The sequence below is a fragment of the Pseudomonas sp. P4_C4 genome (assembly GCF_056402055.1).
In genome coordinates, this window is the sequence record NZ_JBFUID010000069.1 from 1 (window position 1) to 12893 (window position 12893).

Annotated in this window: 12 protein-coding genes and 2 pseudogenes; 1 reads left to right on the forward strand and 13 read right to left on the reverse strand. The window is 52.9% G+C overall.

Features of this window, described 5'->3' with window-relative positions:
• Positions 1-13: 13 nt before the first annotated feature.
• From AC1DXW_RS26560 to AC1DXW_RS26615, 12 genes and pseudogenes are all read right to left on the reverse strand, one after another.
• Complete coding sequence (locus AC1DXW_RS26560) at positions 14-460, reverse strand: methyltransferase domain-containing protein (RefSeq protein ID WP_477760664.1); 447 nt, start codon at positions 458-460, stop codon at positions 14-16.
• Positions 461-478: 18 nt separating this feature from the next.
• Complete coding sequence (locus AC1DXW_RS26565) at positions 479-1273, reverse strand: pyrroline-5-carboxylate reductase family protein (RefSeq protein ID WP_477755735.1); 795 nt, start codon at positions 1271-1273, stop codon at positions 479-481.
• A gap of 265 nt (positions 1274-1538) precedes the next feature.
• Positions 1539-1798 (reverse strand): annotated as a pseudogene (locus AC1DXW_RS26570) (IS630 family transposase); the annotation flags it as partial.
• A gap of 300 nt (positions 1799-2098) precedes the next feature.
• Positions 2099-3508 carry a carbohydrate porin gene (locus tag AC1DXW_RS26575; protein ID WP_477760665.1) on the reverse strand — a complete coding sequence of 470 codons (1410 nt, stop codon included), beginning with the start codon at positions 3506-3508 and terminating at the stop codon, positions 2099-2101.
• A gap of 45 nt (positions 3509-3553) precedes the next feature.
• Positions 3554-3709, reverse strand: coding sequence for an MFS transporter (locus AC1DXW_RS26580; protein ID WP_477756144.1), 156 nt, complete (start codon positions 3707-3709; stop codon positions 3554-3556).
• Positions 3710-3766: 57 nt separating this feature from the next.
• Positions 3767-4609 carry a carbohydrate ABC transporter permease gene (locus AC1DXW_RS26585; protein WP_477756145.1) on the reverse strand — a complete coding sequence of 281 codons (843 nt, stop codon included), beginning with the start codon at positions 4607-4609 and terminating at the stop codon, positions 3767-3769.
• The gene (locus AC1DXW_RS26590) at positions 4606-5592 is read right to left on the reverse strand and encodes a carbohydrate ABC transporter permease (protein ID WP_477756141.1); all 987 of its coding nucleotides are present in this window, start codon (positions 5590-5592) and stop codon (positions 4606-4608) included. Before AC1DXW_RS26590 ends, AC1DXW_RS26585 begins: the two co-directional genes overlap by 4 nt.
• Positions 5586-6860, reverse strand: a complete 1275-nt coding sequence (locus AC1DXW_RS26595; protein ID WP_477760666.1) for an ABC transporter substrate-binding protein — start codon at positions 6858-6860, stop codon at positions 5586-5588. Before AC1DXW_RS26595 ends, AC1DXW_RS26590 begins: the two co-directional genes overlap by 7 nt.
• Before the next feature lie 134 nt (positions 6861-6994).
• Entirely contained in the window at positions 6995-8134 is a 1140-nt protein-coding gene (locus AC1DXW_RS26600; protein WP_477760667.1) for an ABC transporter ATP-binding protein, read from the reverse strand.
• A 448-nt stretch (positions 8135-8582) separates the two neighbouring features.
• Entirely contained in the window at positions 8583-10226 is a 1644-nt protein-coding gene (locus AC1DXW_RS26605; RefSeq protein WP_477755788.1) for a glycoside hydrolase family 13 protein, read from the reverse strand.
• 55 nt (positions 10227-10281) lie between these two features.
• Positions 10282-10905, reverse strand: a complete 624-nt coding sequence (locus AC1DXW_RS26610; protein WP_477755789.1) for an MFS transporter — start codon at positions 10903-10905, stop codon at positions 10282-10284.
• A 42-nt stretch (positions 10906-10947) separates the two neighbouring features.
• Entirely contained in the window at positions 10948-11256 is a 309-nt protein-coding gene (locus tag AC1DXW_RS26615; RefSeq protein ID WP_477755790.1) for a carbohydrate porin, read from the reverse strand.
• Positions 11257-11671: 415 nt separating this feature from the next.
• On the opposite strand from AC1DXW_RS26615, the gene AC1DXW_RS26620 reads away from it, so the two are divergent.
• Positions 11672-12739: a substrate-binding domain-containing protein gene (locus AC1DXW_RS26620; RefSeq protein WP_477755794.1), complete on the forward strand. Its 1068-nt coding sequence runs from the start codon at positions 11672-11674 to the stop codon at positions 12737-12739.
• A gap of 14 nt (positions 12740-12753) precedes the next feature.
• On the opposite strand, the pseudogene AC1DXW_RS26625 reads toward AC1DXW_RS26620, so the two are convergent.
• A pseudogene (locus AC1DXW_RS26625) lies at positions 12754-12837 on the reverse strand (hypothetical protein); the annotation flags it as partial.
• Between the last annotated feature and the right edge of the window lie 56 nt (positions 12838-12893).

Here is a 12893-nt window from a genome sequence, read left to right on the forward strand (position 1 = left end):
GAACAGAATCACATCAAAGGCGTCGTTGGTGGGGTCCAGGGAACAGAATCACATCAAAGGCGTCGTTGGTGGGGTCCAGGCCATCGAACAGGTCACTGTGGATAAATCGGACATCGCCCGCGCCAAGATTGGCAACCTCATTGATCCTCGCCACCTCAATCGCCTGGGGTGAAATGTCCGTGGCCGTGACTGACTTCATACCCAGGCGGCGCAAGAGCAGCGAATGCACGCCACTGCCCGTTCCTATATCGAGAAAGCGAGCATCGGCGTATTGCCTTCCGAAACGCCTTGTCAGTAATGAACCAAAGGCCTTGCCGGCCGCGCTGACTTTGAACACTTCAGGGTGATCCACCAGCGTGAGGCGCTGACCCAAACCAAAATAGAGCGAATAACTGACGTCCTCCGCCGGCGGAGAATCGATGTTTGGGGAGGCTGATTGCAAATTTACCTGGGCACTCATCAAGCTATCCTTTTCTCATTACTTTCCGAGTTCTACCGAGCGACGCGCCGCAGCCCGTAACGCCGCTTTGACGGTGCCCTTGATATCCGCATCAACAAACGTGTCGATAGCACGCTCCGTCGTACCGCCTTTGGTTTGTACGTCCTTGCAGACTTGCCAGGCGGGCTTGCCCGTTTCGCGTATCAACCGGGCAGTGCCGTGCAGTAGCTGAGTTGCGATCAGTTCAGCCTGACGGGCATCGAAACATTCCTCATGAGCATATTCCTGCAAGGCGTCGACAAAAAAGGCGACCAGCGCTGGACCGCCGCCTGCCAGGGCCGTGCCTGAATCAATCTGCGCTTCGTCCTCAACACGAATGACCAAGCCGATTGCACCGAACACCTGCTGTGCAGCAGCTGTCAGTTCGGGACGGGCCTGCGTCGGGGCGCAATACAGCGTCACGCCTTCACCCACCTGTGACGGTGTATTGGGAATCGAACGCACGACGTTGCAATGCCCCAACTCACGGGTCAGCGTATGCAAAGTGATGCCGGCCATGACCGAGATGACCGGGCCGCGATGTCGTTTGAGCAGCTCGTTTTGCACCAATGCCTGTTCGAACTGCTGTGGAGGGACAGCCAGAACAACAATGTCGTCGTCCTCAAGTCTTTCGAGGCGGGTACTGACCCGGAAACCATCAGTGGAATATGTGGCGCTACGCTCGGCATCAACCTCGACAACACGAAGACTGTCGGTACCCTTCATCTGCTGACGAAGACCGTAAAGAATGGCCCCACCCATATGCCCTACGCCCAACATATGTACCGCTCTCATAAACAGTCCTTTATGTATGAATAGAAGTATCGCACCACTTTACGGGCCAAGAAAAAAGCCAGTAACGCCTGCATAAAGCTCCATATCAAATCGAGGACTGTCAACGCATATCAGATATGCATAATGGGTAAAACAATTGATATTGTTCAACGCATTACGAGGGGGTGTAAATTATAAAACCAATCTTCATAGCTACCACRCAACACAACTTCCTAACTGCGCACTAAAAAGAAGCTAACTTTTCCATTGAAAAACCCTCAAAACTCTAGTGTGCCGCCTCAGAAATAAGATCCCTATTGATCGGTGAAGCCAGTGCCTCACGGGCGCGTTGTATTTTATTCAAAACATCCTCTCCCTTCGCATTCCAGACATAGCGCCTAAGCTGAGCATTTCGCAGAGCCAAGAACGTTGTAATCGAGCTTTCCCACTCACGCACTGAGCTTAAGCTACCCTCTCGCAGGTACACCGTGATATCGCGAAAGAAGCGTTGAACATGTTCATCCACGGACTGGAGGTCGGGGTGAAAGTACTATTCCCTTCAGGCGCCAATTTTCTGATACTAATTGTAGTTGCACTTTTGTAACCCGATGAAGACAGCGGGGCGCAAGAGATCTTGGGCAAAAATAACGAGCTTGACCTCGCTCTTAACAAACCGAACAAATTACGTACAAACATAAAACGACGTTCACCGAGCGTCGTTTTATGTTTAAGGTGGAAAAGGAGTATTAATCCAGTCTCCAACCCATGAGTGATTTTACACCAGAGCGGTAACCACCTTCACTCCCTGACTTTCGACCAGAAGATTATCGTGCAAAATCATTAATATTAGAATAAATATTTGAATCGTGCTCTCAGACCATATCGGTCATCATTGCTGCCACTCACAAGCTGCCCCTCACTGTCCTTTTGTAGATATGAGACATACCCCCCAAGGTATAAATTGAAATTCTCCATATCAAAAACATTAGGAATAAGATAAGACGTAAAGAGGGTATGTATATCATACATTCCCGGATTCATCAGAGGACCATTCATAGCATCAAAATTTTCTTCGGCATTGAATTTATTGATCTGATTATGGRCAAAAACATACCCCAACTCAACACGGCGCCATAAACCATTAATACCGACGGAAAGATCCTGCTCGTCCACCGCATCCATATAGGCGGTACTAAAATTGATTTGCACGCCGTTTTCAGGGTCATTATTCTTTGTATTCCAGCCCAGCGTAGCGCCATAGCCGGTACGCGCCGACTGATCTCTGAACTCCCCATCCAAACTATTGTGACCATAGGCATTCTTAACCACGTTGTGTTCCATTCCTATGGCGGCAGAAAAAACGTCTCCTTTCCAGGCAACTACCGGCCTTACATAGACAGTATTTTTCCTGTTTTCCAAAGCATTCCCATGATATTCTCTATCGAAATAAAGTGAAGTTCCGTCCTCGAACAATGCATTGATTTCCATATACCATCGCCCGAGGTTTTTACTCAACAAAATATTGCCGCCAGCACTGCTACGCCCCCGCCCTTCCTTCATCATGTAAATATAACCGTAACCATCAGAGTACAAGTCGTTGGCGGTGTTTCCAGAATATTCTACAAAAGTATCTTGGTTGAGCGGAAACAAATCGTAGGCCTCGAATCGACCAATCTTTGCCTGCCAGTCCTTTTCGGCGCCGAAGAAGAAAGCTGCGTCGTCAACTCCCATTTTGCCATTCACATTCGCTAATGGCTGGACGCTGAATCCAGCATAGCGCCCGTCATCCTGGCGACGATAACCGTCAAGACCAACAAGAATACGGCCATTGACGTCCCTGCGTCCATCGGAACCAGGTCGCCAAACTTTACTGTCTGAGCGATTTCTTGCAGATGTCAGCTGGCCAGATTGACTGGCTGCATCGACGTTTAATTCGACATCACCATATAGTTTTAAATCACCGTATCCGCGCAATTTTAGTTCCGGAATTTTTATTTCCTTTGCTGTCGTCTCAGGGTCAACAGCATCGCTAACCGATGTCAACCGCACACTGTCAGATTCTGAAGTATCCCTAGGCACCATGGCGATGTTTTTTTTCAGCAGAAGTACTTCACTCTCCGCTGCGGCTGCTCGCCTTTCTGCCGTTTGTATACGCCGCTCCATGGATATCAACCTTTCCTCAACGCTAATGGGCTGTGCTTGAACGACGCCACTTATCAGCAGACCGACACCAATAAATACTAGATAATGTCTCATTATTTTTCCGTTATATGACATTTAACTCTGCGAGAACTTCCTGAATCAGATTGCCCGTTCAGGTACTGCTTTCTTTCGTGCGCTCCCCGTAAGTGTAAAAGCGGACAATGCCGTAAAAGACAGTGCGATAAGCCCAAGAACCATGTAGGTATTATTAAATCCTATACGGTCATAGATACTACCAGCTGCTGAGTTCTGTATAGGTCATGGCGGCACCTTACCGGAGGGTAAGGTGCTGCACTTAGTTTTTGCGGCCGCCTAGCCTTTCACTGCGCCTGCGGTCAGTCCTGAAACTATGCGCCGCTGAAAGAACAGCACCAACAATACAATGGGGACCGTCACAATGACCGAGGCCGCCATAATATTGCCCCAGGGCAGCTCGTGGGCACTTCCTCCGGTGATCAGGGCAATGGCGACCGGCACTGTGCGTTGTTCATTGGTCAGGGTGAATGTCAGGGCAAAGAGAAACTCGTTCCACGCAGCCACAAAAGCCAATAACCCGGTCGTCACCAGAACCGGCCACATGAGCGGCATCAACACACGGGTGATGATCGTCCATGGTTTGGCTCCGTCCATGATTGCCGCCTCTTCCAACTCCTTGGGAAGGCCCCTGATAAAAGTCGTCAGGACCCATACCGTAAAAGGAAGCGTGAATATCAGGTACGAAAGCGTCAGGCCAAGCAAATTATTGTAGAGACCCAGTAAGCGGATCAGCTCGAACATGCCCGACAGCACCGCGACCTGTGGAAACATGGATACGCCCAGGATGATCACGAGGATCGTCTTGCGTCCACGAAAGCGTATTCGACCCAACGCGTAAGCGGCTGTTACGCTAAGCAATAACGACACAGCCACCACTGAGAACGCGACCAGTAGAGAGTTCATGATATTGGCCGCGAACCGCTGTTCACGGAACACTGCAACATAGTTTTCCCAGTGCCAGAATTTAGGAAAGTAGTCGACATTGAACATCTGCGACGCAGGTTTGAGCGACGAGATGATCGCGTAGTAAAACGGAAAGACAGAAATGAAAACAATCATCGCTACCAGTAGGTAAAAGGCGCAGATCCCGAGCACTTTTTTCATTGCAGATCTCCTTATTGTTCTTCGTCGAAGCGAACGCGACCGGCCACGATGTATAGAACGATGCAGAAGGCCACAACCAGAAACAGCAGCGTGGACGCAGCAGAACCGTAGCCGACTTCCTGGAATTCCAAGAGCTGTTGGCGTGCATAGATCGACATGGACATTGTCTCTTTACTGTTAGAGGTCAGCACATAGATGAGATCGAACACGCGCAAGGCATCCAGTGCGCGGAAAAGCACCGCGACCATGATGGCTGGCCGAACCAACGGCAACGTGACTTTGAAAAACACCCGCACCGGGTGGATGCCATCAATCTTCGCTGCCTCGTAACAATCGGAAGGAAGCATCTGCAGGCCGGCCAAAATCAGCAACGCCATGAATGGGGTGGTCTTCCAGACGTCTACTATCACAACGGCAATCATCGAGAGGTCCGGATCCGCCGTCCACGCTTGCGGATGACTGATGATGCCCAGCGCCATCAATGCGTGATTCAGAATCCCGAACTGATCGTTCAGCATCCAGCTCCACATTTTCGCCGAGACGACGGTAGGGATAGCCCAGGGAATGAGAACGGCCGCGCGCACCAATGCTCGCCCTGGAAAATTGGCGTTAAGTACCAAGGCAACGATCGTCCCGAAAAAAACTTCCAGGCTGACGGACATAGCCGCAAAGTACGCGGTGTTCCATACTGCGCGCCACCAATCGGGATCCGTCAGCAAGCCCGACCAGCGCCCATCGTCCATCGTCAGATAATTGCCAAAACCAATAAACCGCGCACTGCTCAAATCCGCGAGGTTGGCATCGGTGAAGCCAAACCAGATAGTGCGTGCGAGCGGCCAGCCAGCGATGAGTGCCAGAATTATCAGCATCGGGGTTAGAAACAACCACGCTGAGCGCACACGGTCACGCGTTAAAGAGCTAACACGAGGTCCTGAGCTGCCTGGTTTCCCGGAGGGAAAAACATCAGCGGCAGATGCTTTAGCTGTGGTATTTACCATTTTCCACCCCGACCCATTCTGTACAGTTTGCTGTCCAGATCCTTCAAACTCGTCGCGGCGTCAGTACGGCCGGAAATAACGGAATAAACGGCATCGGAGAACTCTGCGCTCACCTGACTATATCGGCTCCCGGTGATCGCCGAAGGTCGCAATACGGCGTTGGTCAATAGGTCGTGAAGGACATCAACGACCGGACCAACAGCCGAGCGCACACTTTCCTCGTTGTACAGGGCGGTAATCGTTGGAGCGAAACCTCCTGCGATGACACGTCGCTTCTGTTCCGCCGCGCTGGTGAGGTACATCACCAGGTCCGCCGCCGCGTCGGGATTTTTCGAGTATTTGGAGACAGCCAACTGCCAGCCGCCGAGGATTGGCGCATGCCGCCCCTCCTCGCCGCCCTTGGGAAGTACCGCTATACCGACCTTATCCTTGATAGGGCTACCGTCGTTATTGACCAGCGCCAGCGCGTACGGCCAGTTACGCATGAACACCGCATCGCCGGACTGAAATACTCCGCGGGCTTCCTCCTCGCTGTAGTTCAGAACGCCTTGGGGGCTGATACTACCCACCCAGCCCTTGGCGAGTGTCAGAGCGGCGACCGCCCCAGGATTGTCAATTGTCACCTTGCCGGAGACATCGATAATTGCGCCACCGTTGTAGCTCGACACCCACTCAAGAGCATTGCACATAAGCCCTTCGTAATTGCGGCCCTGCCAGACAAACCCCCATAACTTGTCATGGCCGGCAGTGCGCTCGGCATCCTGAATCGTCTTTGCCGTGGCGCTCAGCTCTTCCCAGGTTGCGGGAACCTTGGCCTTGTACTTTTCCAGCAGATCCTTGCGGTAATACAGCACTCCTGCGTCGGCATACCAAGGCATTGCGACCAGCCGATTGCCGACAGTGTCGTTTTTGATAAGGGATGCAAAGTGCTGGTCGGTCACGCCACCGGCCTTTTCCTGCAGGTCAACCAGGTGTTGCCCCAGGATACCCGGCCAGACGGTATCGATCTGCAATACATCGATTTCCGATGAACCAACGCTCAGTAATTGTTGATACAGCGCCAATCGGCCCGCGTCTGGTGAAGACACCACATTGACCTGGTTGCCACTTTGTTTTGCCCACGCCTCGGCACCCTGGGTACATATTTCCAGGTCTTTGCCGGTCGCGCTGCAGGAGATGCTGATAGTCGCTGCGCTGCAGACACCTGCCTGCAGTAACGAACCCAAGAGAAGACCCAATCCGGATGTGGCGAAGTTGCGAATATTCATATTGTCTCCAGCCTTGCTGGCGCACGGCCACACGTGGATAGCGTTGCGCCCTGCGAAATTATTATTGTTGTGCTCTGACCTTCGGTGACCGCAGCCTAGTGGAGCGCGCCTCCGGATAATTGGCCGACGCCTGATTAATTGCCGGGCACCACCAGAACAGGGCTCTCGACGGGCGCGACCTCATCTGGCCGGCCCCTCGGGTAGGCCCTTTGGTCTGCGGCAAACAAATGACTACTGTGTTTCGGCACACCGAGCGTCAACGTATCGCCCAGTCGAACGAGCGTCGTCACAGGCAAACGAACAGTCAGCAGGCCGTCACGGGTCCCCGGAACGTCCAGGTAGGCAAAGGTCTCGTCCCCGAGTTGCTCCACTACTTCCACCTTGCCGCTGAAGCCTTGTTTAGAGATGACTAAGTGTTCGGGGCGGATGCCGAGGATCACCTCGTCGCCTGGCTTGGCGCTTCCCGCTTCAACTGACACCGCCACATGCGTACCGCCAGGCAGAGCGACAATGGCTTCATGGCGATCAGTGCGAACAACCTTGCAATCGATAAAGTTCATCCTGGGGGACCCAATGAACCCGGCGACAAACAGATTTTGCGGATAGTTGTACAACTCCAGCGGTGCGCCAATCTGCTCCACATTGCCTTTATTGAGCACCACAATCTTATCCGCCAGGGTCATGGCTTCAACCTGATCGTGGGTCACATACACCATGGTTGCCTTGAGGTCTTTATGCAGCTTGGCGATCTCGATGCGCATTTGTACGCGCAATGAGGCATCAAGATTGGAGAGTGGCTCATCAAACAGGAACACACCGGGTTTCCTGACAATCGCCCTACCAATGGCGACCCGTTGCCGCTGGCCACCTGAAAGCTGTTTGGGCTTGCGATCGAGCAGATGATCGAGCTGCAGAATATTCGCCGCTCGCAAGACGCGTTCTTTGATGTCCTTGCGGTCCTTGCCGGCCAGTTTCAACCCGAAGGCCATGTTGTCGTACACGCTCATGTGTGGGTACAACGCGTAAGACTGAAATACCATCGCCACGCCCCGCTTTGCCGGTGGCAAGGTGTTAGCGAGTACATCGCCGATCAACAGTTCGCCGGCGGTGATATCCTCCAGCCCCGCAATCATGCGCAACAATGTCGATTTCCCGCACCCGGAAGGACCTACGAAGACACAGAACTCACTGTCCTCGATATCCAGATTCACACTATTGATAATCTGGTGGGTATCGTATGACTTACCTACGTTACGTAACTGAACTCGTGACATTTTTCCTCCAGAGTATCCACGCGAACAACTCGAGCGGACCGCATCGCGCCAAGCGCACAATTAATGTTTGGACACTTGCTCGATTCGCGGGCAGCGGCCAGTGGAAAGCTTTGTCTTTTGGGACGAGATAGCCAGAAGGCCGAATGGGTACAGAAAATCGCGGTGGTAAACAAGCACTGTGGTCGTATTCGATCCAGCCCCGATGTAATTGGCAGTGCAAGCGTCGCTCCCGAATGAAGGGGCGATTCTGAGCACGCTATGGCAAGCAGTACTGATCATAAATATCTCCAACTTTCTTCTTGTTCTTATCGTTGCGTTCAGGCACTTGCAAGAGCGCCAAAATCGCCTTGAGTAAACTATAGAAACAGCGCGCCCAGACACCCATTCGTGAGTACCGATAGGGGCACGGTTGGTACTCCCCGCCCTACCGAGCGGGGAATCAATCACCTCACTTCAACCATGCCGCCGCATTGGCCGGTAAATAGTTTTGATCGATCGGCACGCTGGAAATCAGCACCTGACCGTCAGGAAGTGCCGTGGACAGATCGGTGAAGTTGATTACGATGCGGATCGGGCCATTTTCAAACAACAGTACACCTGGTGCCGAAGGCAACCAGGTCAACGTACCGTTACCTAATTCATAGTCACGACGCAGTTTTAGCAATTGGCGATAGAGCTCCAGCGTTGATTGCGAGTCTCCATGCTGCAAGTCTGCACCGTACCGGGAAAATGATTCTGGCTGAGGCAACCAGGATTCCCCCGTTGTGCTGAATCCATAAGAGGCCTCCCCAGAAATCCAAGGGATTGGCACGCGGCAACCGTCGCGGCCAATTTCCAATCCATTCGTACGAAAAAAGCTCGGGTCCTGTCGATGCGCGGCATCCAGGGTTGTATGTTCAGGCAAACCCAACTCTTCACCTTGATAGATATAAGCCGAGCCTGGCAATGCATGTGTTAGGAGTGCTGCACCACGAGCGCGGCGTAACCCCAAAGCTTCATCCGGCTGCTCTCTCGACGCATCAATACCTAAGGGGCGAGAACCAGGCTCGCTCAGGCCGTAGCGTGATGTATGCCTCACTGTGTCGTGATTGGACATGACCCAGGTCGTCGACGCGCCCACATGGGCTGCAGCAGCCAGGGAAGTATCGATCACCTCTTTCAACGCTATCGCATCCCAGCGAGCCAGCAAATAATCAAAGTTGAAGGCCTGGTGCATTTCATCGTTGCGTACATAACGTGCCAAGCGGGATTGTGGCTGCACCCAAGCTTCGGCGACCAGCATACGATCGCCGGAAAACTCCTTGAGCACCCTGTTCCAGCTTCGATAGATATCGTGCACTCCCTCTTGGTCCCACATCGGCCCAAAGTTGATGCCACTTCCTTCCTTAACTTGGCCCTCCCAATCGGGCAGACCGGATTCTTTCACAAGCGCATGTGCCACATCGACACGAAAGCCATCGACGCCTCGCTTCAACCAAAAACGCAAGATGTCTTCAAACTCTGCCCGGACCTCGGGGTTATCCCAGTTAAGATCCGGTTGGCTGCTATCAAATAGATGCAAATACCATTGGGTTTCTCCGGGAATGCGTGACCACGCACTCCCCCCGAAAATGCTTTTCCACTGGTTCGGCGGCAATTCGCCGTTCTCGCCTTTACCCTCACGGAAGTGATAGCGATTACGCTCGGCACTTCCCATAGGTGTCTTGAGAGCTGATTGAAACCAGTTATGGGCACTAGAAGTGTGATTAGGAACCAGGTCAATGATGACTTTGATCCCTTTGTCGTGTGCCTGCCGCAACATCCGATCAAAATCATCCAGCGTACCAAACAGTGGATCGACATCGCAGTAATCCGCCACATCATAACCGCCATCTAACTGGGGAGAACGATAAAAGGGAGACAGCCAAATAGCATCTATCCCCAATGAAGAAAGGTAGGGAAGTTTCGAGGAGATTCCAACAATATCACCTATGCCGTCACCGTTTGAGTCGGCGAAAGAGCGCGGATAGATTTGATAGATGACAGCGCTGCGCCACCACTCTGCCCCCATACTGCATTCCGCCACGAACGGATGTTTAATCTGAGTCGACATTTGAAACTCCACTTGTTTGAACATGAAAGATGATAATTTCGAGAAAACAACTGCCTTAACCGGCGCCTCGAACAAATAACACGGTAAATGAGCCCGCGAAGGCGAAGATCGCTGCGCCCATGAACAGGGCGTCATAGCTCTGTTGCGCTACAGAGTTAATCGCCAAAAACAATGGGCCAAAGATCGGTGCCGCCGTCTGCGGATTCAACAAGACGCCGAGTGCATAAACGACACCAGAGATAACAATGAATGCGTTACTAAATAACTGAGTCAGGCACCATGCCATTGTGATAGAGGAAATACAGGTACTCGCCCCTATCACTAATGAGCACCCTACAGCGCCTGGAACCCCTCCGATGAGCAGCGGACGACGACCAAAACGCGAGCGCAGGCGGTCCGACAACATACCTGCAATAGGGTTAGCTAATGTTGCGAACAGTGCACCCAGCCCCAGAATCCAACCAAGTGTGGCGTTTTTGTCGGCAGGTACAAGTTCACTCACTCTGATCGCCAGCGACATGGTGACCGGCGTCATAAGACCGGCAAATAAACCAAGGGTCGCCAGCATATAACGAAAAACAAAACCCTTACTTAGAGTATCTACGCGGGAGCGTTCACTCAGAGAAGTTGCATTGATTTCAGGCAACACATAGCCGTGTCTTGATACGTTGTCATTCATGAACTTTTCTCTAGTAAACGCTCGCGCGCTGAACTCTTGTTTTTATAAACATTTGCCTTGCGCAGGAAACGTCCGGATTACCACCACTCCAATTGCAATCGCCGTCGAGCCATCGCGGGAATCACCGAAGGTGCCGGTTGACGACAACGTGTCACCGGGAGCAGCCGCTTGTTGTGCGGCCTGGTTCCAATGCGCATAGGTATAGAAAAGGCGCAGTTCCGGGCGTGCCATGAACGCTCGATCCACCCCCAGTGTCAGTGCGATACTTGCCTTGGTCAGGTTGCGTGTGGGTCCGTCGTCCGGCGAGACGATGTCTTGCCCCAGATCACCTTGCAGCTTGAAATGTTTCAAACGTTGCTCCCGCATGAGCGAGGGCGACTGAACTGGGCCTCTTTTCGCTGTATTACCCATGGCACGTCCCCAACTATTATTGTTTTTGTAGATACATCAAATACCTGCATCCAAAGCGCTTTTGATCATTACCAAAGCGCTTTTATATTATCTCCAAAGCGCTTTGGAAAAAGATTATAGCAGCTCGAAAAAAGACGCAAGAAGGATTTTTGGTCGTCGGGCCGGCGGTCACGTGAAGGAGACGGAGTACGCCGAAGGAAAAGGCGCTATTCCGCCACACGTGCTAGAAGGCGATAGGTGCGACTCCGCACCGAGCGACATAGATACGCCCGCTGCCCGGCGTCACTGCTGCGACGAGTCAAAGCGCTTTGATGATCGGCATGGGATATGTAGTATTGGAAAAAGCACTCACTTCATGGCGCCTGATGCAGTCGCATTGCGCTCTTGGCTAATCAGGCGATCATCGTCAATGAATCTGAAAGAACTCGCCCACAAGCTCGGCTTGTCCCAGACCACGGTCAGTCGCGCACTCAATGGCTACACGGATGTCAGCGAAAAGACCCGCGAGCGAATCACCACCGCCGCTGCTGCTGCCGGCTACCGCCCCAATCCAGTAGCTCGCCGCTTGGCCACTGGGCGCGCGGATGCCATCGGCATTGTCTATCCGCTCATGGTCCATGACCTTGGCGATCCCTATTTCCTACAAGTGGTCGCTGGCATGACCGAAACGCTGAGTAAATCGGATATGGATCTGATGCTCGCTTCAGCGTCCGACTCCGATGAGATCCGCACCTACCAGCGAATGATTGAAGGTCGACGCGTCGACGGTATGGTCGTGGCGCGAACACATTTGCACGACACCCGACTGTCCTACCTTGCCAAAAAAGGTGTTCCTTTCGTGGCCTATGGACGCAGCATTCTTCCCACTCCATACGCCTGGCTCGACTTCGACACAGCGGCAGGCCTGCGCATGGCAGTAGAGCGACTGGTCAGCCTCAAGCACCAACGTATCGCCCTGCTGAGCGGCCCCCTGGATCTGAGTTTTGTGTCTCAGGCCCGCGAGGGATACCTCAAGGCGATGGCCGATGCGCAACTGCCGATTGAAGCGCAGTACATGGTGGAAGGCACCTTGGATCGCACTGGAGGCTATGAGGCCATGAAGCGGCTCCTCTCATGCAATCCTCGCCCAACCGCAGTCATTGTTGACAACCCTCCCTGTGGGGCGGGTGCCATGCGCGCGATCATCGAGGCGGGTGTCAAACCAGGCAGCGAAATATCGATCATTGTCCATGACGGCCTCCCGCCAGATGCACTCATGGGATATGACATAACCTACTTGCAATCCGCCGAGCCACTCGCCGTCGGCAAAAAAATCATAGAGCTTATGCTCGCATTGCTCGACGGCCAATCACCCGAGAACCTCCAGGTGCTGTGGCAACCCACCTTGAACATAGGCAATACCGATGGCCCCTGCCCCACCTAAGGTCAGCCTCCGTGTCAACCTCGGAAGAATTCAATGACCTGCGCCTTCTCCTGCCCCACAATTCGCGAGTAAACACCTTTACCCAGTTCTTTCCCCAATGCTTCAGACAGGCGCCAAACCATTCATTACAGCTGTAGCCGCTGGCACAGCCTGG